Origin of the sequence: Promicromonospora sp. Populi (genome assembly GCF_041081105.1) — a bacterium.
Lineage (GTDB): Bacteria > Actinomycetota > Actinomycetes > Actinomycetales > Cellulomonadaceae > Promicromonospora.
The window spans coordinates 4,178,685-4,205,454 of sequence record NZ_CP163528.1; the positions used below are offsets into that span (position 1 = coordinate 4,178,685).

At 70.7% G+C, this 26,770-nt stretch carries 22 protein-coding genes; 14 read left to right on the forward strand and 8 right to left on the reverse strand.

What is annotated here, in order from left to right; translation table 11 throughout:
* Window positions 1-54: 54 nt before the first annotated feature.
* From AB1046_RS18940 to AB1046_RS18950, 3 genes are read right to left on the reverse strand one after another with little or no spacing between them, the layout of a single operon-like run.
* The gene (locus tag AB1046_RS18940) at window positions 55-2,241 is read right to left on the reverse strand and encodes a discoidin domain-containing protein (RefSeq protein WP_369370842.1); all 2,187 of its coding nucleotides are present in this window, start codon (window positions 2,239-2,241) and stop codon (window positions 55-57) included.
* Window positions 2,238-3,647, reverse strand: coding sequence for a DUF1996 domain-containing protein (locus tag AB1046_RS18945; RefSeq protein ID WP_369370843.1), 1,410 nt, complete (start codon window positions 3,645-3,647; stop codon window positions 2,238-2,240). The genes AB1046_RS18940 and AB1046_RS18945 overlap by 4 nt, the downstream gene beginning before the upstream one ends.
* A gap of 54 nt (window positions 3,648-3,701) precedes the next feature.
* Window positions 3,702-5,942 carry a discoidin domain-containing protein gene (locus tag AB1046_RS18950; protein WP_369370844.1) on the reverse strand — a complete coding sequence of 747 codons (2,241 nt, stop codon included), beginning with the start codon at window positions 5,940-5,942 and terminating at the stop codon, window positions 3,702-3,704.
* Between the two features lie 310 nt (window positions 5,943-6,252).
* On the opposite strand from AB1046_RS18950, the gene AB1046_RS18955 reads away from it, so the two are divergent.
* The 4 genes from AB1046_RS18955 (at window position 6,253) to AB1046_RS18970 (ending at window position 10,944) form a co-directional block, all read left to right on the forward strand.
* Window positions 6,253-7,299 (forward strand): LacI family DNA-binding transcriptional regulator, encoded by a 1,047-nt coding sequence (locus AB1046_RS18955; RefSeq protein WP_369370845.1) that lies wholly within the window; start codon window positions 6,253-6,255, stop codon window positions 7,297-7,299.
* Between the two features lie 151 nt (window positions 7,300-7,450).
* On the forward strand, window positions 7,451-8,386 hold the full coding sequence (locus AB1046_RS18960; RefSeq protein WP_369370846.1) for a glycoside hydrolase family 19 protein: 936 nt from the start codon (window positions 7,451-7,453) through the stop codon (window positions 8,384-8,386).
* Between the two features lie 100 nt (window positions 8,387-8,486).
* The gene (locus AB1046_RS18965) at window positions 8,487-9,539 is read left to right on the forward strand and encodes an aldo/keto reductase (RefSeq protein ID WP_369370847.1); all 1,053 of its coding nucleotides are present in this window, start codon (window positions 8,487-8,489) and stop codon (window positions 9,537-9,539) included.
* A gap of 169 nt (window positions 9,540-9,708) precedes the next feature.
* Window positions 9,709-10,944 (forward strand): NAD(P)/FAD-dependent oxidoreductase, encoded by a 1,236-nt coding sequence (locus tag AB1046_RS18970; protein WP_369370848.1) that lies wholly within the window; start codon window positions 9,709-9,711, stop codon window positions 10,942-10,944.
* Between the two features lie 31 nt (window positions 10,945-10,975).
* Here AB1046_RS18970 and AB1046_RS18975 read toward each other — a convergent pair whose 3' ends face one another.
* Complete coding sequence (locus tag AB1046_RS18975; RefSeq protein ID WP_369370849.1) at window positions 10,976-11,728, reverse strand: TetR/AcrR family transcriptional regulator; 753 nt, start codon at window positions 11,726-11,728, stop codon at window positions 10,976-10,978.
* 105 nt (window positions 11,729-11,833) lie between these two features.
* On the opposite strand from AB1046_RS18975, the gene AB1046_RS18980 reads away from it, so the two are divergent.
* The 6 genes from AB1046_RS18980 to AB1046_RS19005 all read left to right on the forward strand — a co-directional run bounded on the left by AB1046_RS18980 (window position 11,834) and on the right by AB1046_RS19005 (window position 15,792).
* Window positions 11,834-12,331, forward strand: a complete 498-nt coding sequence (locus tag AB1046_RS18980; protein WP_369370850.1) for a nitroreductase family deazaflavin-dependent oxidoreductase — start codon at window positions 11,834-11,836, stop codon at window positions 12,329-12,331.
* On the forward strand, window positions 12,328-13,299 hold the full coding sequence (locus AB1046_RS18985) for an NAD(P)-dependent alcohol dehydrogenase (protein ID WP_369370851.1): 972 nt from the start codon (window positions 12,328-12,330) through the stop codon (window positions 13,297-13,299). The genes AB1046_RS18980 and AB1046_RS18985 overlap by 4 nt, the downstream gene beginning before the upstream one ends.
* Window positions 13,300-13,472: 173 nt before the next feature.
* Entirely contained in the window at window positions 13,473-13,661 is a 189-nt protein-coding gene (locus AB1046_RS18990; protein ID WP_369370852.1) for a hypothetical protein, read from the forward strand.
* The gene (locus AB1046_RS18995) at window positions 13,658-14,326 is read left to right on the forward strand and encodes a ThuA domain-containing protein (RefSeq protein WP_369370853.1); all 669 of its coding nucleotides are present in this window, start codon (window positions 13,658-13,660) and stop codon (window positions 14,324-14,326) included. The genes AB1046_RS18990 and AB1046_RS18995 overlap by 4 nt, the downstream gene beginning before the upstream one ends.
* 54 nt (window positions 14,327-14,380) lie before the next feature.
* The gene (locus AB1046_RS19000; protein ID WP_369370854.1) at window positions 14,381-15,124 is read left to right on the forward strand and encodes a hypothetical protein; all 744 of its coding nucleotides are present in this window, start codon (window positions 14,381-14,383) and stop codon (window positions 15,122-15,124) included.
* A gap of 65 nt (window positions 15,125-15,189) precedes the next feature.
* Window positions 15,190-15,792: a dihydrofolate reductase family protein gene (locus tag AB1046_RS19005; RefSeq protein ID WP_369370855.1), complete on the forward strand. Its 603-nt coding sequence runs from the start codon at window positions 15,190-15,192 to the stop codon at window positions 15,790-15,792.
* Window positions 15,793-15,856: 64 nt separating this feature from the next.
* Here the strand turns inward: AB1046_RS19005 and AB1046_RS19010 are convergent, their stop codons facing one another.
* Both AB1046_RS19010 and AB1046_RS19015 read right to left on the reverse strand, forming a co-directional pair.
* Window positions 15,857-17,116, reverse strand: a complete 1,260-nt coding sequence (locus tag AB1046_RS19010) for an ATP-binding protein (RefSeq protein WP_369370856.1) — start codon at window positions 17,114-17,116, stop codon at window positions 15,857-15,859.
* A 103-nt stretch (window positions 17,117-17,219) separates the two neighbouring features.
* Entirely contained in the window at window positions 17,220-17,684 is a 465-nt protein-coding gene (locus AB1046_RS19015) for a tRNA (cytidine(34)-2'-O)-methyltransferase (RefSeq protein ID WP_369375773.1), read from the reverse strand.
* A gap of 345 nt (window positions 17,685-18,029) precedes the next feature.
* Between AB1046_RS19015 and trpS the strand changes: the two genes are divergently transcribed.
* A complete protein-coding gene (trpS, locus tag AB1046_RS19020) occupies window positions 18,030-19,163 on the forward strand; it encodes a tryptophan--tRNA ligase (protein WP_369370857.1) in 1,134 nt (377 codons plus the stop codon).
* 127 nt (window positions 19,164-19,290) lie between these two features.
* Here the strand turns inward: trpS and AB1046_RS19025 are convergent, their stop codons facing one another.
* Window positions 19,291-21,204: a phosphoenolpyruvate carboxykinase (GTP) gene (locus AB1046_RS19025; protein ID WP_369370858.1), complete on the reverse strand. Its 1,914-nt coding sequence runs from the start codon at window positions 21,202-21,204 to the stop codon at window positions 19,291-19,293.
* 203 nt (window positions 21,205-21,407) lie between these two features.
* Here AB1046_RS19025 and AB1046_RS19030 point away from each other — a divergent pair, with 203 nt between their 5' ends.
* The 3 genes from AB1046_RS19030 (at window position 21,408) to AB1046_RS19040 (ending at window position 25,203) form a co-directional block, all read left to right on the forward strand.
* Window positions 21,408-22,901: a helix-turn-helix domain-containing protein gene (locus AB1046_RS19030; protein ID WP_369370859.1), complete on the forward strand. Its 1,494-nt coding sequence runs from the start codon at window positions 21,408-21,410 to the stop codon at window positions 22,899-22,901.
* Window positions 22,902-22,962: 61 nt separating this feature from the next.
* Window positions 22,963-23,658, forward strand: a complete 696-nt coding sequence (locus AB1046_RS19035) for a hypothetical protein (protein ID WP_369370860.1) — start codon at window positions 22,963-22,965, stop codon at window positions 23,656-23,658.
* Window positions 23,659-23,808: 150 nt separating this feature from the next.
* The gene (locus AB1046_RS19040; RefSeq protein ID WP_369370861.1) at window positions 23,809-25,203 is read left to right on the forward strand and encodes a hypothetical protein; all 1,395 of its coding nucleotides are present in this window, start codon (window positions 23,809-23,811) and stop codon (window positions 25,201-25,203) included.
* Between the two features lie 111 nt (window positions 25,204-25,314).
* On the opposite strand, the gene AB1046_RS19045 is transcribed toward AB1046_RS19040, so the two are convergent.
* Window positions 25,315-26,613: an alpha/beta fold hydrolase gene (locus AB1046_RS19045; protein WP_369370862.1), complete on the reverse strand. Its 1,299-nt coding sequence runs from the start codon at window positions 26,611-26,613 to the stop codon at window positions 25,315-25,317.
* Between the last annotated feature and the right edge of the window lie 157 nt (window positions 26,614-26,770).

Below are 26,770 nucleotides of genomic sequence, written 5' to 3' on the forward strand. Positions count from 1 at the left end.
TGCCAGGATCGGGCTCCGCCTGGCAGCAGGTGCATGGTCATTCCGGCCGCTCGGCTAGGGGTAGCTCACCACCTTGGCCGGGATGGTTTCCGTTCCGGCGGCGCGGGGGCCGACGCCGTTGATGACGTGCTCGTACGTGCCCACCCCGCCGAGCGACACCGTGAGCAGCGAGTGCATCCGCACCCCCGGCGTGACCGGCACCTCGAAGCCGTTGTCCGAGGTGATGGACGCGTCCGAGGTGAACACGCAGTACGAGCCCAGACCCCAGGCCTCGTGCTGCGTCACGCCGTCCGCGACCTTGTACGCCGCCCAGCCCCGGACGCCGTCGTGGTTCCACGCCGCCTGGTTCGGCGGGTCGTACGGCAGCTCGTTCTGGTAGAAGATCGTGCGGCCGCGCTCCCCGGTCCACAGGGTGTTGTACTCCTGGAAGTGCTCGACGAAGAGCCCGTACCCGTCGACGTCGTCGCCGCTCACCACCAGCCCGTTGTCCGCGGTGTTGACGTCCCAGCCGACGCCGTCGCCGTGATCACCGCGCCAGGACCAGATGTGGTCGATGATCGTGTCGTCGGCGTTCACCACTATCGCCTGGTCCACCCGCCCCACGTGGGCGCCGCCGACCCGCACGAACACGTCGTGCAGCGAGATCGGGTCGTCCGAATGGTCCGCGGTCGACCCCGCCGTGCCGACCGTCAGCATCGACGGCGACTCGGTGGTGCCGGCGTCGAACAGCACACCCGCGATCCGGACGCCGTCGACGTCGCCTACCCGCATGGCCGTCTGCCCCGCCGTCGGCACGATCGTGGCGTAGCCGAGCCCGAGCACGACGGTGTCGGCGCGGTCCACCTCGATCGTCCCGGTGGTCTCGTAGATCCCCGGCGTGAGCAGCAGGTGCAGGCCCTGGTCCAGCGCCTCGTTGATCCGCGCGGCGGAGTCGCCCGGCTGGGCCACGTAGAACTCGTCGAGCGGGATCGAGGTGCCCGACGTCGTCCCGCCGTCCCAGGTCGCACCCCTGGTGCCCGACCGAGCCGACGGCACGAAGACCGCATAGTCGTCGCCGTCGAGGTAGAGGTACGGCTTCTCGCGGATGATGCCGGTGGTGTCCAGAGTGGTCACCGCGGGTTCGGGGAACGACGTCGGCGGTGCGTTCTCCACACCGGAGAACACCATGTTCCACAGCGTCCCCGCCCAGCCGCCCGTGAGCGTCGAGTCGCGGGTGTACCACTGCTGCTGCGTCCAGGCGCGGACCTCGCCGTCGACCACGGAGTCGGCGATGTAGCCGCCCGACGCCCAGCCGTAGCGCGACGAGTGCAGCATGAGGTTGCCCTTGACGTGCACGCGGCGCATGGGCGCCGCCTGCGACACGGCCCACCGCATGTCCCCGCCGGTCGGGGTGACCGCGAGGTTCTCGACCGAACGCCAGAAGTTCTGGGTGGCGTTGCCCTCGAACCACTCCGCGTCGGCCCAGACGCCACCGGTGATGTTCACGTCGTCCGGCCTTGTCCCCAGGCCGGAGATCGAGGTGTGGAAACCGGCGTTCACGTGCACCGGATAGGTGCCCGGCTCGAAGAGGAACTGGTGCCGACCGTCACCGAACTGGTCCGACTCCTGCTGGTCGTAGACGGTGTCGACCGCCGCCTGGATCTGGGTGGCCGGCGTGTCCGGGCCGAAGACGTGCACGTTCGGCCCGAGGTCACCGCCACCGGGGATCGGGTCGCCGGGCGTGGTGCCGCTGTCGCCCGTGAACACCTTGAGCTCCCAGAGCGAGTACCCGTAGCCCGTGCCCCGCTCCGTGCCGGTGAGGCGCACGTACCGGCCCGACCCCGCGATGTCGAGGGACTGGTTGCCACCGGTGCCGTTCGTGGTGGTGTTGAGCGTGCGCCAGGTGGCGCCGTCGTCGGAGGCCTCGATCCGGAAGCCCTTGCCGTATGCGGCCTCCCAGGCGAGCTCGACCCGGCACAGGTCCTGGACCGAGCCGAGGTCGACCCGGATCCACTGCGGGTCGCTGAACTCGCTGGCCCAGCGGGTGCCGGGATCGCCGTCGACGGCCGAGGCCGCGCCGAACGGGCCCTCGGTGGACGACGCCGTCGCCGCGCGTCCGAGCGCGGCGTTCGTGGTGCCGCAGGCCGCCGCGGCGGGGACCGGCGCCGAGGCCGGCGCGGCCGCCGCCGTCAGCGGTGCCGCGACGCAGGCCGCGACCGCCGCGGCGGCGAGCCAGCCCCGCCGCCCGCGCCGCGCCGTCATGAAGTCACCTCCTCGCGTGCGGCGGCCGGCTCCGGCACGAGCTCGTAGTTCTCGTCGAGCACGGTTCCGCGGTGCGGCTTGTACAGGTCGTAGCCGCGGGGGTTGCACTGGAGCCCGCCGTTGATGCAGTGCTCCACGAGCCGGCGGAGCACCTCGGGGTCCCAGGCGTTGACGAAGTCGTAGTGCCACGACTGGTCGGACCCGCTCACCAGCGCGACGTCGGACATGTCACCGCTGACCGGCCAGGCGATCTTGAACTCGAGCATCGGCACGGCCACGGGGTGGCTCAGCGGGCACTGGCCCGAGACCGGGTACGCCATGTGCGAGCCGTGGCCCATGTGGGCGGACTCCTCCGGCGTCAGGTGCACGCCGTCCCAGCAGCTCGGCGCCTGGTAGCGGATGTTGAGCTGCGTCCCCGCGGGGCAGTTCGCCGGGATCTCCCAGCTCTTGGAGATGTCGCCGCACTCCCAGCCCTCGACGGCGCCGGGTGCGGTGCGGAACTCGTCGACCGTGGCCATCATGTCGCCGGTCACGAACTGGAGGCCCTCCGGGAACGGCACCACGTCGGTGTAGTCGTCGATCCCGGACTTGTAGTAGACGGTCATCGGGATGTTCGGCTCTACCGGCACCCCGCCCTCCGTGATGGCGGGGAACCAGTAGGCCGACTGGTCCTGCGGCACCGTGCAGGTGCTCGCCGGGTTCGCGAGCAGGCTCGCGGGCGTGGTGTAGGCGTTCGTCGACCGGTTGCCGATGAACGTGTGCAGGTGCGACCGGCCGGGCTGCCCGGGGTACACGATCGAGTCGTCGGGCAGGAAGTGCGAGAACTCGCAGTTGGCCTGGAACTCGTGGTGCGTCACCTCGTCCCCGGGGAACGGCGGCGGGTCCTCCGGCCCGCCCGCCTCGCCGTCGCCGAACACCTGGAGCTCGATGAGCGAGTAGCCGTACCCGGTTCCGCGCGCGGTGCCGACGAGCTGGACGTACCGGCCCGTCACCGACACCTCGTACACCTCGGTCCCGCCGGTGCCCGCGCCCTCGGTGACGACGGTGTTCCACGCCGCGCCGTCGGACGAGACCTGGAGCGTGAACGCCGCGCCGTACGCGGCCTCCCACTCCAGGGCGATGTGGTCGAGGTCGTAGGACCGCCCGAGGTCAACCTTGATCCACTCGTTGTCCGTCGGGTTGCTGGCCCAGCGCGTGTTGCGGTCGCCGTCGACGGCGAAGCGCGGCCCGAGACCGCCGGACTCGGAGCTCGACGCCGCCGTGAGCGCGCCCTGCGAGAGCAGCGTGTTCGGTTCGGCGACGGCGGTGGTGGCGCCGAGCGTCCCGGCCGCGCTGAGGGTCGAGGCGAGCAGTGCTGTGGCGAATGCCCCCGCTAACAGGCGGGGTGTGCTGAGTGCTGTGCGCATGGTTCCTCCTTAGATGGTGGTGTGCCTTGCTGACTCGTCACTGCTGGTGCACGGTCACTGCTGGTAGATGCCGAGCTCGTACAGGGAGTAGCCCCACTCGGTCCCGCGCTCGGTGAAGTTCAGCCGGACGTACCGGCCGGTCCCCGCCACGTCCAGGCTGTCGACGCCGCCGTTGCCGCCCGTGACCGCGCGGACCGTGGTCCAGGTGTTGCCGTCCGTGGAGGTCTGCACCTCGTAGGACTTCCCGTAGGCCGTCTCCCAGACGAGCTGGACGTGGTCGAACGACTGCACCGAGCCCAGGTCCACCTGCCACCAGGCGGTCGGGCCCCACTCGCTCGCCCAGCGGGTCGAGGCGTCGCCGTCGACGGCCCGGCCCGGGGTCCAGTCGCCGTTCCACGGGTCAAAGCTCGACGCCGTCGCCGTCTTGCCCCGCGCGATGTTCGTGCCGCCGACCTCGGGCGCGACGACGCGGAACGACCGCGTCTCCACGCCCACGTTGCCGTTGCCGTCCTCGGCGAACACGTAGACCTTCCAGACGCCGAGCATCTCGGGCGCCGTGACCCGGAAGGTACCCGGGGCCGTCTGCGTGAACTGCGCCTGCGCGATGCCGCCGGCGTTGTTGATGTACTTGCTGTTCAGCATCACGTTGGACGTGATGGTGTCGCCGTCCGGGTCAGCCACGTCCACGGTGACCGTGAACTGCTCGCCGGCCTCCACCGCCGTCGACCCGGGAACATCCATCGCGGAGATGCGCGGCGGGGTGTTCATTGCCGAGGTGTCGACGCCCCAGGCCTGGGCGATCGAGTAGTAGCCGAGACGCTTGTTGTCGCCGGGCAGGATGTTGAACCACACGCCGCCGAAGTCGCCCTCGATGCCGTAGTGGAAGAACGTGGCGCCCAGTGCCACGCCCTCGTGGCCCCGCAGGCAGCGCCAGGAGTCCACGTAGGCCGCGCCCTTCTCCAGGTCGGTGGGCTCCTCGGGGACGCCGTTCGCGTCGTCCGGCACCTCCCACTCGCCGGCCGCGCCGCCCTCGGTCAGCAGGTAGGGCCGGTCGTAGCCGCCGGACTCCCAGGCCGCCTCGATGTTGCAGACGTCGCCGTAGGCGTTGACCGACAGCAGGTCGAGGTCGGGGGCGTTCCGCTCGATGTAGGGCCAGGCGCCGACCCACGCGTCGGTGCTGGTGGTCGGGTGGTTCGGGTCGGCCTGGTGGACGGCGACGCTCACCTCGTTGACGAACGCCGCATACGCGTTGCGGATCTGCTCCAGCTCCGTGCCCGAGTAGCAGTTCTGCAGGCCGAGCAGCGCCTCGTTGCCGATGTTCCACATGAGCACGCCGGGGTGGTTCTTGTAGGTGTTGACCCAGTTCAGGATGTCGGCCTTGGTGTTGGCCTTGTAGGTCGCGTCGGAGCGATAGTCGATACAGCCGCCCGATCCGGGGCCGCCGCCAGGCAGCAGCCAGAAGCCCATCACCACGCGGACGTCGTGCGCGGCGGCCGAGTCGAGGAGCTGACGCGTGTCCGCCCCGGTGCCCCACGTGCGGATCGTGTTGGCGCCCATCTCGACCAGCGGCGGCATGTAGTGGTCGGCGGTGCTGAACGCCGGACCCCAGGTGAAGCCGCGGACGGTATAGGGCTGCCCGTCGACTCGCAGGTCCCAGGCCCCGTTGCCGCCGACGACCTCGACGTCGCTCGGCCCCGAGTCCCGCACCGGGACGTTCGGGTGGCCGGGATCGGCGTCGACGGGCCCCGGGTCGCCAGGACCCGAGCCGTCCGCCTCGCCGAAGACCCGCAGCTCCCACAGCGAGTTGCCGTAGCCGCTCGCCCGCGCGGTGGACAGCAGCCGCACGTGGCGGGCGGTCGCGGTGACATCGAAGGTGTCGGTGCCGCCGTCGCCCGACGTCGTGGAGTACACGGTGGACCAGGACGAGCCGTCGGCCGAGACCTGGAACTGGTAGGTGGTCGAGTACGCCGACTCCCAGACCAGCTCCACGTGATCGAGGTCGGCGGTCTGGCCGAGGTCGACCCGGATCCACTGCGGGTCGCTGAACTCGCTGGCCCAGCGGGTGCTGAGATCACCGTCGACCGCGGCGCGCGCGGGGGTGTAGTCGGGGTTCTCCGTGGACGAGGCGGTGGCGGTCCGGCCCTGCGAGAGCAGCACGGGCTCCGCCTGGGCCGAGGTCGCGGGGACAACAAGAGCCGTCGCGGCCAGCAGGCCGGTCGCGAGGGCGGCAGCCCCGGCACGTAGGCCGCGCGTGAGCCGGGGCGCTGCTGCGCCGGGTGATCCGGTGGTGGTCATGGTCTTCCTCTCCGTCCGCTCGTCGGCCAGGGTGCGGTGGCCGGTGGCGCGGTTCGTCGTTGAGCCTGCCTTCGCGTCGCTCCGATGCGCCGCGAGTTGGGAGAGCGCTCTTACGCCGCCAATCTTTGACCCGCTGTCACGGGGTCGTCAAGGCTTTGACGCCGCTCCTTCTCGGGTGGTTTGGCCACTATTCAGGAGGTTTGATTCCTAATCCAATGTCTTTCGTACGACGACGGCGGCTCCGGGGCGCGCGCCACGTCACCCGCACCGGGTCCATGGGAGAGCGCTCTTACTCTGTTAACGTCAGCCTGTGAGCAAGGATCTGCGGCGTGCGGCGCCGACCCTGGAGGACGTGGCGAAGGTCGCCGGCGTCTCCCGCGCGACCGTGTCCCGGGTCATCAACGGCAAGCGCAAGGTCGCGCCCGCGGTGCAGGAGGTGGTCCTCGAGGCGGTGGCGGAGACGGGCTACGTCCCCAACCGGGCGGCGCGCTCCCTGGTCACGCGGCGCACGGGCACGGTCGCCGTCGTCATCTCGGGTGCCGATGCGGACCCGGAGGGCGAGCTCGACCTGTCCGGCGTCTTCTCCGACCCGTTCTTCGGGCGGGTGGTCGGGTCGCTCGTGCGCACGCTCCGCCCGCACGACGTGCACCCGGTCCTGATGTTCGCCGACGACGACCAGACCAGGGGCCAGGTGGTCTCCTACCTGCGGTTCGGCAATGCCGACGGGGCGCTGCTCGTCTCCACGTACGCCGACGACCCGCTCCCCGAGGACCTGCTGGGCACCGGCCGGCCCATAGTGCTCTTCGCGCGGCCCGGCCACGCGATCCCGGCGAGCTACGTAGACCTCGCCAACGCCGACGGCGCCCGCCTGGCCGCGAACCACCTGATGGATCGGGGCTGCCGAAGGCTCGGTGTGATCTCCGGGCCCGTCGACGTCGCCTCGGCGCGGGACCGGCTCGACGGCTTCCGCGACGCCGCGGCGCGCCGCGGGCACGCGTTCGTCCCGAGCGTCGCGGGCTCCTTCACGTTCGACAGCGGCGAGGCGGCGATGGCTGAGCTGCTCGCGATCGCCCCCGACGTCGACGGCGTCTTCGTCTCGAACGACCTCATGGCCCAGGGTGCGATCCACGTGCTCCAGACCCTCGGCCGGCGCGTGCCCGACGACGTTGCGATCGTCGGGTTCGACGACAGCCCCGTGGCGGTGCAGACCCGTCCCCGCCTCACGACGGTGCGCCAGCCCGTGGAGAAGATGGCCCAGGAGATGGCCCGGATGCTGCTCGAGCAGATCGACGCCGACGAGCCGGCCGTGCGCTCGGCGATCTTCGAGCCGACCCTGGTGGTCCGCGACTCGGCCTGACCCCTTGGCTGTGCGCCCACAACCAGCTGGTGGTGTACGGGTTACCCGTGTGGGAATCCCTCACGCCCTGCCTGGGCGCACCTTGCTAGGTTCCTGAACAAATCGGTCGTCGACGCCCGACGGCCCAGGACCCGAAGCGAGGTGGTTCCCCGTGAGATCTCGTCGTGTACCGCTCTTTGTCACAAGTCTTGTCGCTGCGATCCTGTTGACCGGAGTCGTCGCAGTCCCCGGCTCGGCAGCCCCGGCTACGGGCCCGGTGGCCCCGGCCGCGGTGGCCGACTGCAGCGCACCCGCCTGGAACAGCGGCGCCGTCTACGTCGCCAACAACCTGGTCACCCACGGCGGTCTCGCCTGGCGCGCCAAGTGGTGGACCCAGGGCGAGACGCCGGGGACCACCGGCCAGTGGGGTGTCTGGGAGCAGATCGGCACCTGTGGCGGCGAGCCGCCCGTCGATCCCCCGAGCAGCGGGGCGTTCCCCGTCAGCGAGGCCCAGTTCAACTCGTTCTTCCCGAACCGGAACTCGTTCTACACCTACTCGGGCCTTGTCACGGCGCTCAGCGCCTACCCGGCTTTCACCAATGCCGGCAGCGAGACCATCCAGCGGCGTGAGGCCGCGGCGTTCCTGGCGAACGTCTCGCACGAGACCGGCGGTCTGGTCCACATCGTGGAGCAGAACACGGCCAACTACCCGCACTACTGCGACACCTCGCAGTCCTACGGCTGCCCGGCGGGCCACGACCAGTACTACGGCCGCGGGCCGATCCAGCTCAGCTGGAACTTCAACTACCGGGCCGCGGGCATCGCGCTCGGCATCGACCTGCTGAACAACCCGCGCCTCGTGCAGACCGACTCGGCCGTCGCCTGGAAGACCGGGCTCTGGTACTGGAACACCCAGAACGGGCCGGGCACCATGACGCCGCACAACGCGATCGTCAACAGCGCCGGGTTCGGCGAGACGATCCGCAGCATCAACGGCAGCATCGAGTGCAACGGTGGAAACCCGGGGCAGGTGCAGAGTCGTGTCGACACCTACCTCCGCTTCACCAGCGCGCTAGGCGTGGACCCGGGCGGCAACCTCTACTGCTGACCTGAAGCTCGTTCAGCACAGCTGCTGCTGCCAGAAGCACGGCCGATCTGGCAGCAGCCGCTGTGCTCAACGACCCCGGGGGGCGGGGGATGATGTAGGTATGGCTCACGTTCCCCACCTCGCTGCCGAGGACCGTTACGACACCATGCAGTACCGCCGCGCCGGCCGCTCCGGTCTCGACCTCCCGGCCCTGTCGCTGGGCCTGTGGCAGAACTTCGGTGACACCAGCCGGTTCGACACCCAGCGCGCCATCCTGCGCCGCGCGTTCGACCTCGGCGTCACGCACTTCGACCTGGCGAACAACTACGGCCCGCCGGCCGGGTCTGCCGAGGAGAACTTCGGGCGGCACTTCGCGGCCGACCTGAAGCCGTACCGCGACGAGCTGGTCCTCTCCACGAAGGCCGGCTACGGCATGTGGCCCGGCCCGTACGGGGACCACGGCTCGCGCAAGTACCTCCTCGCCTCCCTGGACCAGTCGCTCACCCGGATGGGTGTGGACTACGTCGACGTCTTCTACCACCACCGCCCCGACACCTCGACGCCGCTCGAGGAGACCATGGGCGCGCTCGTGTCGGCGGTCCAGCAGGGCAAGGCGCTGTACGTAGGCGTCTCCAACTACTCGCCGGCCCGGACCCGCGAGGCCGCGCGCATCCTTGACGAGCTGGGCGTTCCGCTGCTCATCCACCAGCCGTCCTACTCGATGTTCAACCGGCACATCGAGAACCCGGCGCACAAGGACGGGTACGACGGTGAGCAGACCGAGTCCCTGCTCGACGTCGTCGGCGACCTCGGCGTCGGGACCATCGTGTTCTCCCCGCTGCAGCAGGGCCTGCTGACCAGCAAGTACCTCGCCGGTCAGGCGCCCGAGGGATCCCGGGCCGCCCGTTCCGACTCGCCGTTCCTCTCGGCCGGCGCACTCACCGAGGACTACCTGAGCCGCGCCAAGGCCCTCGATCAGATCGCCGCCGGCCGCAGCCAGACGCTTGCGCAGCTCGCGCTCGCCTGGGTGCTGCGGGATCGGCGCGTGACCTCCGCCCTGATCGGCGCGTCGTCGGTGGGACAGCTCGAGGACAACGTGGCGGCGCTCGCAGCCGGCCCGCTGACCGAGGACGAGATCGCCGCGATCGAGCCCCTGGCCCAGCCGCTCGGCTGACTCGCGCCCCGGGCCGGCGTCGGACGGAAGATCCACACCCCACGTTCCAACGCACTTCACCCGATCGTCGCGCCCAATCGATCCGCAGGGCGGACGATGGGACGCGTCAGCCGCTCGAGGGGGAGGGGTGCCGGGGAGGTCAAGACCCTGAACAGCAAGGAGCACTGGCGTGCGTGAAACGAAGACGGCAATCGTCGTAGGGGCCGGGATCGTCGGCCTCTCGACCGCTTGGCACCTGCAAGAACACGGTGTGGAGGTGACGGTCCTCGACCGGGACGGCGTCGCCGCCGGCGCATCCTGGGGGAACGCCGGCTGGCTCACCCCCGGCATGGTCATGCCGCTGGCCGACCCCTCGCTCTGGGCCTACGGCCCGAAGGCGATGCTCGACCCCACCGCCCCGCTCAGCGTCCCCTTCCGGTTCGACCGAGCGCTCTGGGGCTTCGTCGCCCGCTTCATGTCGCACGCGACGCCCGGCGCGTGGCGGCGCGCCATGGCGGACCTCACCCCGATCAGCCGCGTCGCGCTCGCGGCGTACGACGAGCTGGAGGCCGGTGGTGTGCACGCGACATCGCACCCCAGCCGCTGGATCGTCGGGTTCGAGCGGGAGCGGGAGTCCGGCCCGTTTGTGCACGAGCTGCGCGGTGTGGCCAAGGCCGGCCAGGAGGTCCGGCTGTCCAGGCTGCCCGACGGCGTCCGCGTGCCGCACCTCTCCCCGGCAGTCCAGTCGATCTGGGCCGTGGAAGGGCAGCGCTACGTCGAGCCGGGCCCCTACGTGCAGGCGCTCGCGACCTCGGTCAGCGCGCGAGGAGCGAAGGTGCTCACGGACGCCCGCGTCACAGGGATCCACCCGGCGCCTGGCGGCGTCCAGGTAGCGGTCGAAGGGCACGGTCGGATGACGGCGGACGCCGTGGTGGTCGCCACCGGCGCATGGCTCCCCGACCTGGTGCGGCAGCTCGGTGTGCGAACCCGGGTGCAGGCGGGGCGGGGCTACTCGTTCAGCGTGCCCGTGACGGGACCGCCGATCGACCACCCCGTATATTTCCCGGGCCGGCGGGTGGCCTGCACCCCGTACCAGGGGCGGTTACGGATCGCCGGGACCATGGAGTTCCGCGGTCCCGACGAGCCCTTCCAGCCCGGCCGAGTCCAGGCGATCGTGAACTCGGTCCGAGGGCTCTTCGAGGGTGTCGACCTCGACTCCCGCGAGGACGAGTGGGTCGGCGCCCGGCCGGTGACGCCGGACGGGCTGCCGCTCGTCGGCCGTACCAACGCGCCGGGCGTCTACGCCGCCGGTGGCCACGGGATGTGGGGCATGGTGCTGGGCCCGGCGACGGGACGGGCCCTGGCCGCGCTCATCACGACGGGGGAGACGCCGGAGGAGATCCGGCCGTTCGACCCGCTGCGCTGACGCCGGCTCGGCCCGGCCTGGCTCGGCCCGGTCAGTGCGCCTCGCGCTCGGCCAACCGGTCGAGTCCGTCGAGGATGATGTCGAGGCCGAACTCGAACTCGGTCTGGTCGTCGCACCAGCCGAGCGTGGCTCCGGGACCCTCGTGCGCCACCTCGGCCAGCATCTCGATCATGTGCGGCACCTCGTCGGCCATCTGCTGGAGCATCGCCTCCGCGGCGGCGTCGGCGCCCTCCGCGGGGCTGCCGCCGGCCGTCGAGCCCGCCGTGGCGCCGTCGGGCTCGAAGAGCTCCTGCGAGAATCCGAGCGCCCGGCTGCCCAGGGCGTGCATGGCGTGGTGGACCAGGTCGTAGGAGAAACCGCCGCGCCGCATCAGCCCGAGGAGCGAGTCGAAGTACCGCACGATGGGCAGGCTGAAGGAGGTCCTGGTCTCCAGGACGGTCGTCGCCCAGGGGTGGCGGAGCAGCACCCCGCGCGCCGTGAGGATCTGCCGGCGCATGGCGGGTTTCCACGCCGACGACGGGGCGTCGTCGGCCAGTGGCTCCAGCCCGCCCACCGCCTCCTGGATCTCGGCAGCGACGACGTCGATCACGCCGTCGAGCAGGTCCTCCTTGTTGGCGACGTGGTGATAGAGCGACATCGCCTCGATCCCGAGCTCCCGGGCCAGGCTGCGCATCGTGAGCGAACGGAGGCCGTCCCGGTCCGCCAGGGCGACCGCGGACTCCAGCACCCGGGCGCGGCTCAGCGCGCTCCGTTGCGTCGTGCCTGCCGCCCGGGGTGAAGTCATGATCCCGCGATCCTACGTCGGCCGAACCCTTGACCGGATGGTCGGGCAGCCCTACCTTACGACGTAAGGCTTACACCGTAAGTCACAACGAGAAGGCGGAACATCATGTGGGTCTGGATCCTCTGGGTCGTTGTCGGGCTGGTGGTGCTGGGGCTCGGCCTGTTCCTCGCGCTCGTGCTGGTCATGCGCACCAAGAACCCGCGCGGGCTCGCGGTCATCCGCCGCTTCAACCGGCGGTTCACCAACCGGGGAACGATGCGGGACGCGGGGGAGCCGGGCTCGTCCAGCGCGGTGATCCGGCACGTCGGGCGAACGTCGGGCAAGTCGTACGCGACCCCGATCGGTGTGTACCCGATGGACGACAACTTCCTCGTCTACCTCCCGTACGGGCGCGACGTGGACTGGCTGCGGAACATCCGCGCGGCAGGCTCCGCGGAGCTGAAGGTCGACGGGCGTACCTACCTCGTGACGCCGGAGCTCGTGGGGCAGGCCGAGGCGCTGCCCTACCTGTCTGCGGCGGACCGCCGGGTCGTGCGGATGTTCCGCGTCGCCGACTTCCTCGTGCTGCAGCCCGCCCCGGTCGTCGCCGGCGGCGGCGCATGAGAGCCGTCGTCCGGGACCCGTATGGGCCGGTCGACGTCCTGCGCATCGACAACATCGAGCCACCGGTCCCTGGTTCGGGCGAGGTGGTGGTCCGCGTCGAGGCAGCCTCGCTGAACATGGCCGACCTCGATCACCTCCTGGGCCGTCCCAGGGCCTCTCGCGTCGCCACCGGTTTGTTCCGCCCGACGAACCGCCGGGTCGGGATCGATGTCGCCGGAACGGTTGAGCAGGTCGGGCCGGACGTGAGCAGCCTCCGGGTGGGCGACCGCGTCTGGGCTGACCTGTTCGACAGCGGGCACGGTGCGCTCGCGGACCGGGTGTGCGTCCTGGCGTCGGCCCTGTCTCCACTGCCGGACGACGTGTCGTTCGACGCCGCCGCCACCGCACCGCACTCCGGGTCGCTCGCGCTGCAGTGCCTGCGCGCCGTCGGGCCGATCCGGCCGGGCGAGCGGGTGCTCATCAACGGGGCGGGCGGCTGCGTGGGGCCGTTCGCGGTGCAGATCGCGAAGCTGCGCGGGGCCCAGGTCACGGCCATCGATCACGGTGACAAGCTCGATTTCCTCCGGGACCTGGGTGCGGACGAGGTGATCGACTACACCCGTGAGGACTTCACGCGGGGCGCGCGCCGGTTCGACGTCGTCCTCGACATCGCCGACACCCGGTCCGTGTTCGCACTCCGGCGTCCCCTCGCGCCGGGTGGCCGGTACGTGCTGATCGCGCGGCGGATCGGCTCCTTCGCAGCGATGACGCTGCTGGGCCCACTGGTCGGCAGGCTGACGGGTACCCGGATGGGCACCTTCTTCTGGCAGCCGAACCAGCGGGCGGACCTGGACGAGCTGGCCGGGCTCCTCGCCTCGGGAGAGGTGGTGCCGCGGATCGACCGCCGCTACGGCCTCGACGACACGATCGAGGCGTTCCGCCGCCTGGAGTCCGGAGCGGCCCGGGGCAAGATCCTGGTGCTCCCGTAGGCCAGGGCGCTCCTGCTCGCCTGATTCGCCGAGTTCGGTCGCTTGCACGCCCGGCTTGATGACTTCGGTCGGTTGCTCTGAGATCGGTCAATCAAACGACCGATCTCAGAGCAACCGACCGAAGTCACAGATGAACTGGTGCAAGGGACCGAAGAGACGCGAGGATGACCAAGATGACTGACAAGCAGCAGGCAGAGGGCTCCCTCGCCGAATGGGCCACGACCGCCGAGCTCAGGCCGCGTCTTATGGTGCGCGGCGAGGAGGCGGCTGCGGCTGGCCGCGCACTGCTTGAGTCGGTTGGTGTCGACGTCGTGCAGCTCGAGCGCAGCGTGGGTGGCCGCCCGGGGCCCGGAGCACTGTGACGGCGAAGCGCATCCTCATCCTGTCCGGCCGCGGGCGGTACGAGGATCCTTGGCACGACCACGCTGCGACCTCGCACGGCGTGGCCGTCGTCCTCGATGGCCTGGGCCCCGTCGAGGTACGCGGGCTCTTCCGCGACGCGCTGGACGACCTGGACTCTGTGGGCCTCCTGGTCGTCAACGGCGGCGCCGGTCGCCGGGATGCGGACTTCGACGGGTCCGACGACGACTGGCTCGGCTTCCACGTCCGGCTGGCGGACTGGGCGCGGGCCGGGGGCGCGGTGCTCGGCCTGCACCAGGCCGCGAACGTGTTCAACGACGCGCCCGACTGGGAGTCGGTGCTCGGCGGCCGGTGGATCTCCGGCGAGTCGATGCATCCCCCGATCGGCGCGGCTCGTTTCGACCTGGCCGAGGGCCACCCGGTCACCGACGGACTCCCGACGGTCGATGCGTTCGACGAGCGTTACTGCAACCTCCGGGTCGCCCCGGGCTCGCGGGTCCTCGGCACCACCCCGGACGACGACGGCGACGCGCACCCGGTTCTCTGGGTCAACGAGGCGCACGGCGGCCGCAGCATCTACTCGGGGCTGGGCCACGACGTCCGCTCGTTCGCCTCGGAGAGCCACCGCGAGCTCCTGCGCCGATCGGCGTCCTGGCTGCTGTCGTAACGGCCGCAGGGCGGTCTTGACCTCAACCAACATTGAGGTTGTTGGCTGGGACGCATGGAGATCATCAGCGTCGACACCGTGACCCGCTCGACCGCGGAGACCGCCGCCTACTACGAGACGGTCCTCGGCCTCCCGGTGCAGAAGGAGATCGGTGCGGTCGAGATCACCGTCGGCCGCACGGTCGTCCGCTTCCGGGAGGACCCGGCAGCCGAGGGGGACCAGCACTACGCGTTCCTCATCGACGACGCGCGCTTCGACGCCGCCAGAGCCTTCCTCGAGGCCGGCCCCGGGCTGCTGAGCGACGGCGACCGCACCGAGTTCGAGTCGCAGCCGGCCTGGAACGCGCGATCCCTGTACTTTCCCGGACCGGACCGACCGGTCCTGGAGGTCATCGCGCGCCGCGACCTCCCCCAAGACCTGGGTGCCGGGCGCGCGGCGGGTGCGAAGGCCTCAAGCCCGCACACGCCCGGCACCCAGCCCGGTCCGTTCGGACCGGGCGACCTGCTGTCAGTGAGCGAGGTGGGTATCGCGGTGCCCGACGTCGTCCGCACTGCCGACCGGCTCACCGACGCCGGCATCGGCCGCTACCCCGACGGGTCCGAGACGTTCAGCCCGGCCGGGCACATCGACGGGATGCTCATCCTGGTCAGCCTGGGCCGCGCGTGGTTCCCGACGTCGGACCGCGTGGTGGCCGAGCCGCCCGTCACGGTGGTCGCGCAGGCCGGGGCCGCGAGCCCCGGCATCGTGCAGGGGCGGTACGAGCTGGCCCCGGGCCGGGTGCTCGTCGTCCGGCCCTGACCGGATCGATGAGTTACGCCTGGAGTGGCCGTCAGACGGTGTACGGCCACTAAGGAGGCAGGCTCATGGGACGCACGGTGATGTCGGCGGTTGTCTCGCTCGACGGGTACATCGCGGACGACGACGGCGTCGGCCCGCTGTTCGACTGGTTCGGCAACGGCGACGTCGAGTGGACCCTCGGCGACGCCGCCCGGGGCTTCCGCTCCACGCAGGCCTCGGTCGACTTCATGCGCGACTTCTCCGGCCGCAGCGCGTGCGAGGTGATCGGGCGCCGGCTCTTCGACCTCACCAACGGGTGGAACGGAGTGCCGGCCGACGGTGAGCACGTCTTCGTCGTCACCCACCAGGCGCCCACCGACTGGGAGTATGCCGACACCGCTCCGTACACCTTCGTGACCGACGGCGTCGCGGCCGCGATCGAGCGTGCGCGAGAGTTCGCCGGCCCGGACCGGGACGTCTCGGTGACGCCCGGCGAGATCGGCGGACAGGCGCTGCGGCTCGGCCTGGTGGACCAGGTGGTGATGAACATGGTGCCGGTCGTCTTCGGGTCCGGCCGCCCGTTCTTCGGCGCCATGGGTCCGGGCGAGAAGGTGCTGCTGGGGGATCCCTCGCAGATCGTCCCGGGCAAGCGGGTCACGCACGTGGTCTACGACGTGCCCAGGGGCTGATTACGCCCCCTCGGCGAACCCCGCCTGGCGCCACACCTCTGAGGCTGTTTGGTACCTCTACCTGTCAGGCAGCGCCTAGGTGCCCGAGAGCAACGACGTTGATGCCGTCGGGGCGGGTGTAACTGGTGGTTCCGGCTGTAAGGATGTTGAGCGAGGCCAGCTGGCCTGAGCGCTTCTCGGAGACCTTGGCCGCGAGGACTGTCAGGTTGTGCGCGGCGAGTTCGATGTTCTTTGTGCCGCCCATCTTGACCTCGAACGCGGCCCAGCGGCCGTCGTTGAGCTCGACGATCGCGTCGATCTCCAAGCCGACCTCATCGCGGTAGTGGTACACAGAGCCGGCGAGCTCCTGGGCATGGACACGCAGGTCTCGGATGCACATTGACTCGAACAGCAGACCTAGAGTGTTGAGGTCGTCGAGGAGCATCCGCCGGTTTGCCCCCAGTGCGGCGGCCGCGAGCGACGGGTCGATGAAGTGCCACTTGGGCAGCGTGCGCAATCGGACCTTTGAGCGCAGGTGTGTGGCCCAGGCAGGTTGCTCCTCGATGACGAAGACACGGGTCAGGGCGTCGAGGTATTTACGGACTGTCTGCGCGGAGACCTCCGTGTCTGACGCTCCGATCTCGGCCTCTTTGCTGAGCTTCGTTGCGGATATCTCGGTCGAGACATTGCGTGCCAGCGCGCGGATGAGTGCACGCATGCGCAGAGGGTCAGCTCGGAGATCGGCATGAGGCAGATCGACGCGGGCGACGTCGTCCAAATAGCTACTGAGGTAGTCCTGGGCCGAACGGTTGGGCTGCGCGACGAGGGCAGGCCAACCGCCGCGTACCAGTAGCTCGGTGTACTCCTCGACGGTGGGACCGCCGACTCCTGCGATCTTGGCGCCATCGAACAGGTCCGCGAGGGTAAAGGCCTCCGTGCTTTCGCCGCTCTCGGCCAGCGTCATGGGGCGGAGGGTGACACGGCGGAACCGACCTGCGCCGCTGTGGCGGGTGATGTCATCGGGAGGTGTTGCTGACCCGGTGAGGATGAACTGACCCGGGACTGCGCGCTCATCGACCTCGTGGCGGACGGCATTCCAAAGTGTCGGTGCGAGTTGCCACTCGTCGATCAACCGTGGAGTTTCGCCTGTGAGGATCGTGCTGGGTGAGGTCTCGGCCAGAGCCACGATCTCGGGCGAAGAGTCCAGGCGGATGCTGCTGGCGGCCACCTGTAGGCCCGTCGTGGTCTTGCCGGTCGCGCGCGGTCCCTGGATGATTACTGCGCCGAAGGTGACAAGGGCGTCCTGAACGATCCGGTCGACGATCCGCGCTCTGTAGCCGCTCATCCGGCGACGCTATCACTCTTGCGATGATCTCAGTATCACTTCTGCGATCAATCGGTTATCACTTCTGCGATGATCCCAGCATCACTTCTGCGATCGACATCCGTCACGCCCCCTCGGAGAACCCCGCCTGGCGCCACACCTCGTACACCGCTATCGAGGCCGCGTTCGTCAGGTTGAGCGACCGGCGCCGGGGCAGCATCGGGATCCGCAGCTCGTCCGTGACCCGCGGGTGCGCCAGCGCCTCGGGCGGCAGCCCGGTGGGTTCGGGCCCGAACAGCAGCACATCGCCCGGCACGTACTCGACGTCGGTGAACCGCGTGGTCGCCCGGGTGGTGAACGCGAAGACCCGCGCTCCCGGGAGGGCGTCGAACGCCGCGTCGAGCGACGGGTGCACGTCCATCACGGCGAGGTCGTGGTAGTCGAGGCCCGCGCGCTTCAGCTTGGCCTCCGACAGGTCGAAGCCGAGCGGCTCCACCAGGTGCAGCCGCGCGCCCGTGACGGCCGCGAGCCGGATCGCGGAACCGGTGTTCCCGGGAATGCGTGGCTCGAAGTACACGATGTGCGCCAGCGGCGTCTCGGGCGGAGCGGGGGCAGCGGAGTGGTTCGGCACGGCTCCATTCTCGCTGCCCGATTCCCCGGGGCCCCCGCGAAGCGCCGCAGCGGAGCGAGGACGCTTCGCGGGGTGGGGCGGCGGGGCGTCGTCCCACCGTCAAGCCCGTCCGGGCGCTTGCCGCCCACAGGTGTCCCGCATAGCCTGGGGCGCATGACGCACGGGCTGAGCTGGTGGCGGCTGCACTCGCAGCCGTGACCTGACGCGCCCACCGCACAGAAGTCCCGAGCTGCCCGCCGCAGCCCGGGACTTTTTTGTGCCCGACGCCGTGCGTGGGCGGCTCCCTGACCCAAGGAGACCCACATGTCCGTCACCACTACGCCTGAGGCGACCACGCCGCCGTCGGGCACAGCCTCCGAACTTGGCAGCATCACCCGGTCCGCCGAAGCGGCCCGGGAGCGCACCGCCGTCCTGGAAGAGCAGATCGTCGACAACCCGGGTGCGTACCGCGTCCTGACCGGGGACCGCCCCACGGGCGTGCTGCACCTGGGGCACCTGATCGGCACCCTGGACAACCGCGTCCGCCTGCAACGGCTGGGCGTCGAGGTGTTCCTCGTCGTCGCCGACTACCAGGTCATCACCGACCGAGACGGCGCGGGGGACCTGCCCGCCGTCGTCCGCGAGGTGCTGCTCGACTACCTCGCCGCCGGGATCGACCCGGAGCGCACCACGATCTTTACGCACTCGGCGGTGCCAGCCCTGAACCAGCTGCTGCTGCCGTTCCTGTCCCTGGTCACCGTCGCCGAGCTGGAGCGCAACCCCACGGTCAAGGCCGAGGCGGCGGCCGCAGCCGAACGAGGCGGCCGGGGAATGAGCGGGCTGCTGTTCACCTACCCGGTGCACCAGGCGGCGGACATCCTGTTCTGCCACGGCAACCTCGTACCGGTCGGCGAGGACCAGCTGCCCCACCTCGAGGCCACCCGGCTGGTCGCGCGCCGGTTCAACCAGCGCTACTCGGCGGCGCAGCCGTACTTCCCCGAACCGGACGCGCTCATCGCGCCGTCGACCACTGTTCTGGGCAACGACGGGGCCAAGATGTCGAAGTCGCGTGGGAACGCCCTGGCGCTGCGCGCCTCGGAGGACAACACCGTCGCCTTCTTCAAGCGGGCCAGGACCGACGCCGAGCGGACGATCACCTACGAGCCGGAGCTCCGGCCCGAGATCGCCAACCTGCTGAGGATCGGCGCGCACTTCGCCGGGACAACACCGGAGGCGCTCGCCGACGAGCTGGGCCCGGCGGGCGCGGGGCGGCTCAAGGCAGTGGTCACCGAGGCGGTGGTGGAGGGCCTGCGCCCCCTCCGTGCCCGACGGCGGGAACTCGCCTCGGCCGGGCCGAGTCACCTCGACGAGGTGCTCGCCCGGGGCAACGCGCGGGCGAACGAGATAGCGGACCGCACCCTGGACGACGTCCGCGGGCTGATGGGGATGCGGTACTGACTGACAACTCGGGCAAAAAAGATCCCCGGCCGGGATGCCTCAATAACCCGGCCGGGGAACCTGGATCGGACGGCTGACGGCGCGACGGGCAGCCACCCTAGAATGTCGCGCTGTCAGCCGCCCGAGATCAGCGGGCCAGACGCTCCTTGAGGGCGTCCAGCTGGGCGTGCAGCGCGGCCGGCGTGTGGTCGCCGAACTGGGCAAAGAACTCCTCGGTCAGCTCGGCCTCGGCCTGCCACGGCTTGGTGGGGACGTCGAAGAGGGCGGCCATGTCGGCGTCGGGCACCTCGATACCGGCCAGGTTCAGCGTGCCGGGCGCGGGGATGCTGCCCACGGGTGTGGCGACCGAGACGTCCTCGCGCAGGCCGCGGCCCGACTCGACCTGGCCGACGATCCACTCGATGACCCGCGAGTTCTCGCCGAAGCCCGGCCACAGGAAGCGGCCGTCCTCACCCTTGCGGAACCAGTTGACCTGGAAGATCTGCGGGCGCTTCGACTCCTCGATGCCCGCGCCGACCTCCAGCCAGTGCGCCCAGTGGTCGGCCATGTTGTAGCCGCAGAACGGGAGCATCGCGAAGGGGTCCCGACGCAGCTCGCCGAGCGCGCCCTCGGCGGCGGCCGTGCGCTCCGAGGAGATGGTGGCGCCCATGAACACGCCGTGCTCCCAGCCGAACGACTGCGCCACGAGCGGCACGTTCGTTGCCCGGCGGCCGCCGAACACGATCGCGTCGACCGGCACGCCGGCCGGGTCCTCCCAGGTGTCCGCGATGGTGGGGCACTGGTCGGCGGCCACTGTGAAGCGGGAGTTCGGGTGAGCCGCCGGCTTGTCGGAGGCGGGCGTCCAGTCGTTGCCCTGCCAGTCGATCAGGTGCTCCGGCGCCTCGGGCGTGAGGCCCTCCCACCAGACGTCGCCGTCGTCGGTCAGGGCGACGTTCGTGAAGATGGTGTCGCGGTCGAAGGTCGCGACGGCGGTCGGGTTGGTGTCGATGCCGGTGCCGGGTGCGACGCCGAAGAAGCCGGCCTCCGGGTTGATGGCGCGCAGCGTGCCGTCGGGGCCGGGGCGCATCCAGACGATGTCGTCGCCGATGGTCTCGACCTTCCAGCCCGGGATGGTGGGCTGGAGCATCGCGAGGTTCGTCTTGCCGCAGGCGCTCGGGAACGCGGCGGCCATGTGGTACTGGCGCTGCTCCGGCGAGGTGATGCGGATCAGCAGCATGTGCTCGGCGAGCCAGCCCTCGTCGCGCGCCATCGCGGAGGCGATCCGCAGCGCGAAGCACTTCTTGCCGAGCAGGGCGTTGCCGCCGTAGCCGGAGCCGTACGACCAGATCTCGCGGCTCTCCGGGAAGTGCACGATGTACTTGGTGTCGCTGCACGGCCAGGCGACGTCGGCCGCGCCGTCGGCGAGCGGTGCGCCGACCGAGTGCACGGCGGGCACCCACTGCTGCCCGGCGTCGATGAGCCGCAGGATCTCGTCCGAGACCCGGGTCATGACGTGCATCGAGACCACGACGTACGGCGAGTCGGTGAGCTCGATGCCGACCTGCGAGATCGGGCCGCCGACGGGGCCCATCGAGAACGGCACCACGTACATGGTGCGGCCCTTCATCGAGCCCTCGAACACGCCCTTCAGCTCGGTGCGCATGTCGGCCGGGGCCATCCAGTTGTTGGTGGGTCCGGCGTCCTCCTCGTCCTGCGAGCAGATGAAGGTGCGCGACTCGACGCGGGCGACGTCGGCCGGGTTGGACCGGGCGAGGTACGAGCCGGGGCGCTTCTCCTGGTTCAGCTCGACGAGTGTGCCCGCGGCGAGCATCTGGTCGATCAGGCGCTGCTTCTCCTCGGCGGAGCCGTCGCACCAGACGATCTCGTCGGGCTGGGTCAGCTCGGCGATGCTTGCCACCCAGGACCGCACGTCCTGCTGCCCGACGGGCGGCACGGCGTAAGCCGTCGCCTCGGTCGGCGGCGTGGCTCCATGGTCGGTCGCCATGTCGGATACGAGCTCGGCGACGAGCCGTGTGCGGCGGGGGTTCGCGAGGACGGACATGTGCGCTCCGATCGTTACAGCAGGCCACGGTGGCGGGCTTGTTTCTACTGTCACGTGCGGATCGTCCCGAATTCCAGTCCTCGGGCTGTCAAGAATCGCCGATCTTCACGTATTGTGAAGGAGCGGATTCCTGTTGGTCTGTCCCGGGTGTCTCCCGGTGACGGCCGTCACACAATTGGCCATTCGAATGGACGGAGCACGACGTGCCGAGCTCGGGTGAGACGACTGCTGGTGGCGAGACCGACCTCATCACGCTCGGGCGCCGGATCCGGCACCTGCGCACCGGACAGGGGCTCACGCTGGACGCCCTCGGCGAGAAGGTGGGCTCCGCCCCGAGCCTGCTGTCCCTCGTGGAGAACGGGCGGCGCGAACCGCGCCTCAGCCTCCTGCGGTCCATCGCGGAGGCGCTCGGTGTGCCGATGAGCGAGCTGCTCAGCGCGCAGCCGCCGTCGCGCCGCGCGGCCCTGGAGATCGCGCTCGACCGCGCGCAGCGCGGACCGCTGTTCACCACGCTGGGCGTGCCGTCCGTGAAACCCAGCCAGAAGCTGCCGATCCCCGTGCTCGAGCAGCTTGTCGGCCTGCACGACGAGCTGGCGCGGCGTGAGCAGCTGGCCATCGCGACCCCGGAGGAGGCGCGGCGGGCGAACACCGACCTGCGCCTGGAACGAGAGGCGCGCGACAACCACTACCCGCAGTTCGAGGCGATCGCCGAGCAGATGGTCAAGGCCGCCGGGTACACGGGCGGCGCCCTGACCCACCGCACGGTGGCGCGGATGGCGGAGCAGATGGGCTTCACCCTGCTGCACGTGGACGACCTGCCGCGGTCCGCCCGCTCCGTGACGGACCTGCACAACGGCCGCATCTACCTGCCCCCGGCGTCCACCCCGGGCGGCCACGGCCTGCGGTCGCTCGCGCTGCAGGCGCTCGCGCACCGGGCGCTGGAGCACGACCGGCCCCGCTCCTACGGCGAGTTCCTGCGCCAGCGCGTGGAGATCACCTACTTCGCCGCCGCCTGCCTCGCGCCGCAGTTCGTCGCCGTGCCGTTCCTGGAGGCGCGCAAGCGGGACCGCGACCTGGCGGTCGAGGACTTCCGCGACGCCTTCGGCGTCACGCACGAGGCAGCCGCCATGCGGCTGACCAACCTCGCGACGCACCACCTCGGCATCCCGCTGCACTTCCTTAGGGTGGGGCCTGACGGCGCGCTGTTCCGGGGCTACGCGAACGACGGCCTGCCGTTCCCGCGGGACGTCACGGGCGCCATCGAGGGGCAGCTGATCTGCCGCCGGTGGGCGGCGCGCGAGGCCTTCGAGCGCCGCGACCGGGCCACCGAGTTCTACCAGTACACCGACACCCCGGCCGGGACGTTCTGGTGCTCCACCCAGACGGGATCGATGTCGCCGTCCGGTGGACCGGACGGCGGGTCGGGCGCGTTCTCCATCACCGTCGGGGTGCCCTACGCGCACGCCAAGTGGTTCCGCGGGCGCGACACGCAGGTGCGACGCGTCTCCACCTGCCCGGACCCGGCCTGCTGCCAGCGGCCGGCGCCGGAGCTCACCGAGCGGTGGTCGGGCGAGGCCTGGCCATCTGGGCGCATGCACCAGCAGATCCTGGCGGCCCTGCCGCGCGGCGCGTTCCCCGGTGTGGACGATGCCGAGGTGTACGCGTTCCTGGACAAGCACGCGCCTGAACCATCCTGAATGACAACGGTGAAGTTCCTGGCGAGTCGTCTGCGCCGCTGCCGGGTTAGCGTAGGCAACCGTGGCATCGAACCTGGCTTGCATCGGACTGGACGTCTGGCGACGTAGCGACTTTCGCGACATGGTGGCGGCGGCCCGCTCCGAGGCGGAGACCGTCGCGAAGGACGGCGACGTCGGCGTGCACATCTGGACCGATGTGTCCGGAGCACGGCTGATCCTCACCACCGAGGGCGACCTCGTGCGCGTGGTCACACCCACGTTCTTCGCGGCGCCCGGCGCCATCATCTCCGAGCCGCAGGCCGTCGACGGCGGGCTCGTGCTCGCCGAGCTGGTGAACGAGCACGACGAGGTGGTCACCGAGATCGCCTGCCAGCTCGAGGAGCTCGCCCTGCTCGGTGCCGCGGAGCACCCGATCACCGGCCCGGTGTCCATAGTCGTGCTCGGCAACTCCGTCCAGGTGATCGGCCGGGCCGACGGCGACGTGGCCGGCCTGGTCTTCGAGCCCACCGGTGCGTACGCCGCGTCGACCGACGCCGTCGCGCACCTGACCGGAGTTGTGCTGGCGACCGAGGAGCGCACCGTGGCCCGCACCGGCCAGGCCTTCACCGCGGCGCGCGTGCAGACCGACGGCTTCGAGGTCACCCTCTGCGCGCCGGCTGGCGAGCCGCCGCTGGCCGTCGGCGACGTCGTCGAGGTGGACGGTTACCTGGTCGCGTCGATGCCGTCGCTGCGCTCAGCCCTGCTCGCGCAGCGCTGAGCCTGCTCTGGGTGGGGTGATCCCGGCGGCGATCCTCGTTGGGGGAACTACTGATGACACCGCACGCGCGCGCCTGGTGTGATTCACCCGGCCGATGCCCGCCCTGATCGGTCCCCGAGTCGTGCAGTCCCGAGGAAGGGTCCCCGTCTGATGAGAACCTCCCGAACCCTGCTCGCCGTCACCGCGGCACTGGCGGCCGTCGCCATCGCCTCCGCGGGCGCGGCCGGAGCGGTCGCCGCGCCTCCGACGCAGGCCGGCCCGGCCGCCGCCCCGCCCGGCGGGATCTACTACGTGCAGAGCACCGTCACGGGGCTTAACGCGGCGGCCGCCGCGGCCGCCGTCGAGCAGCACCGGCCCAAGGGCAACGAGGACCACCAGCAGTGGACCCTCCGCGGGGCCGGGTCCGCCTATGTCCTGGAGGACGTCGGTGCGGCCGGTACCTGTCTGGGCCGATCTGGTGGTCAGGCCCGGACCGTGGGCTGCACGGCGTCCGACGCCGCCTGGGAGCTCGTCGACGTCGGCGGCGACCGCTACCGGCTCAAGGCGCCCGGCGCCGAGAGCTACCTCACCGTCGCGGCCAAGCCGGGCGGCCAGAACTACCCGGCGCAGCTCGCGGTCGGCGGCAGCGGATCGCTCGCCGAGTGGTACCTCACCCCGGTCGGACCGGTGCGGAACCCGATGCCGCCCGCCGACCAGCGCACCCTCGACGAGATGTCGTTCCTCACCGCGCACAACGCCTACGCGAACGGGGTGGACGGCGGCTTCGCCCCGCCGTTCATCAACCTCGCGCCCAACCAGAACCGCGGCATCAACCAGCAGCTCGCTGACGGCGTGCGCGGGTTCCAGCTCGACATCCACCAGACCGGCGACGGCGCGATCCTCTGCCACAACAGCTGCACGCTGGTCAGCCGCCCGGTCGCGCTGTGGGTCGACCTCCAGCGGATGGTCGACTTCCTGGCGGCCAACCCGGACCAGTTCGTCACGGTGTTTCTCGAGGACTACGTGGACCCGGGTGTGCTGCGCAGCGAGATCGAGCGCGTGGCGGGGCTGTCGGACGTGCTCTACCGCCCGAACCTGACCGGCGTGCGCGAGAACGGGTGGCCCACGATGGCCCGGCTGATCGCGGACAACGACCGCCTGCTGATCTTCAGCGACCACAGCCGGTCCGCGGACGAGGGCGCCGGCCTCACGCGGGAGAGCTTCGGCGTGCTGTACCAGCGGGAATGGACCGTCGAGAACTACTGGTCCATGGGCCCGGGAATCGGTACCTCGGACTGGTCCTGCTACAGCCGCTGGTACGACGCCGGCACGAACATCCCGCTCACGCAGACCGGGACGGCGTTCCGGCCGCTGTACGTGATGAACCACTTCCGGGACGTCCCCGTCGAGGCGACGGCCCGCACCGACAACGAGCGGCTGCTCGACCGGGCCCAGCGGTTCTGCCAGCCGGCCGCCCGCAAGAAGCCGAACTTCGTGGCGGTAGACCGCTACGACGTCGGCAACCCGGGTGCGGCGGTCACAACCCTGAACACCTACACCTACTGATCCGCGCGGCCGCCGGCGGACGACCCCCGAAGGTCCGCTTTGATCAAGCGGTTCGGCATGGGAACTGGCCGAAAACCATGCCGAACAGCTTGATCTAAGCGGACCTCGGCGTCAGTCGCGGAGCGGGCCGCCGCGGGCGTCCAGGCGGTCCAGGAGGCGGGGGAGGACGTTGCCCAGGCGGAGGCCGTCGTGCTCGAACTCGTTGGTGACCCACGCCGCGACGTTGCCCACGCGCGCGGCCGTCTCCAGCGAGAGGGACGAGTCGACGAACATGTCGTCGAAGTACACGGCCGCCTCGACCGGCACCTCGTTCTCCGCGAGGCGGTGCAGGTCGTACAGGTCGGGCCAGTCCTGGCGCTCCGCGAGCGCGTTCGCCGCGGCCTCGAACGGCCGCAGCGCGGCGATCTCGGCGAACATCCAGGGGTAGATCATCTCGCCGGTCAGCAGCAGCGGCCGGGCGTCCTCGCTGAACGCCGGGTCGGCGTCGCGCACCGACTGGGCCGCCCACGCAGTCGGTCCGGTGTGTGCCTGGGCGTAGATCGACTCGTGCAGCAGCGCGTACATCGGGTTCGTGGCGAACGAGGTCTCGGCCGCGACCGTGGCGACAAACGTGTCGCTGAGGGGTCCGTCGTGCGGGGAGTCGAAGGCCTCGTCGACGGTCCAGTGCACCCGCTCGAAGCCGGACAGCATGCCGAAGTCCATACCGAGCGTCTGGAACCGGCGGGTGGTGAGCGTGTCGCCGCCCGGCTCCGCCACGTCGTCGGCCGAGAGGCGGTCGGCGATGCGCCCGAGCGCCTTCGCGACGTGCGGGTAGCGCGCCCGGAACCGCTCGTTCTTGGCCACAACCCGCGGCTGGGTCCGCTCGTAGACCTCCCGGGCTGACGCCGTGAGGCCCGGCAGTCCGCCGGTGACCAGGCTCGCGTTCAGCCCTTCGGGCGCGGACGACAGGTAGGTCATCGTGATGAAACCGCCGTACGACTGCCCCAGCGAGGTCCAGCGGCGGCCGCCGAAGAGCGTCTTCCGGACGTGCTCGGCGTCGTGCACGATGTTGTCCGCGCGGAAGTGGGTGAGGTACTCCGCCTGCTGCTCGGGGGTGCCGATCGCGTTGAGCGACCCCGCCCGGACGGTGCTGGACCGCCCGGTGCCGCGCTGGTCCAGCAGCACCACGCGGAACCGTTTCAGGGCGGCGCCGACCCAGCCGTCCGCGCCGGTCGGGCGCGGGCCCTTGCCGCCCGGGCCGCCCTGCAGGAATACCAGCAGCGGCAGGTCCTCGGTGCGGTGGGTGGGATCTACAAGCTCGCGGGCGAACACGGAGATCGTGGGTGAGCCGTCGGGCTGGGACCAGTCGAGCGGGACGTCGACGGAGTGGTCGGTGACATGGACCCCGGGAAGGGTGTAGCTGATGGGCACGGGGCAACGCTATCGGTGCGAGCACATCCTTCAACAAGGGGGAGCCTTGTTGAAGGTTAGGGCGACATCCTTCAACAAGGACGTCCGTTGTTGAAGGATCGGGCTCGGGTGGTGCGGCGGCGCGGAGTACGGCTGCAGTCTTTCGACGTTCTGATCA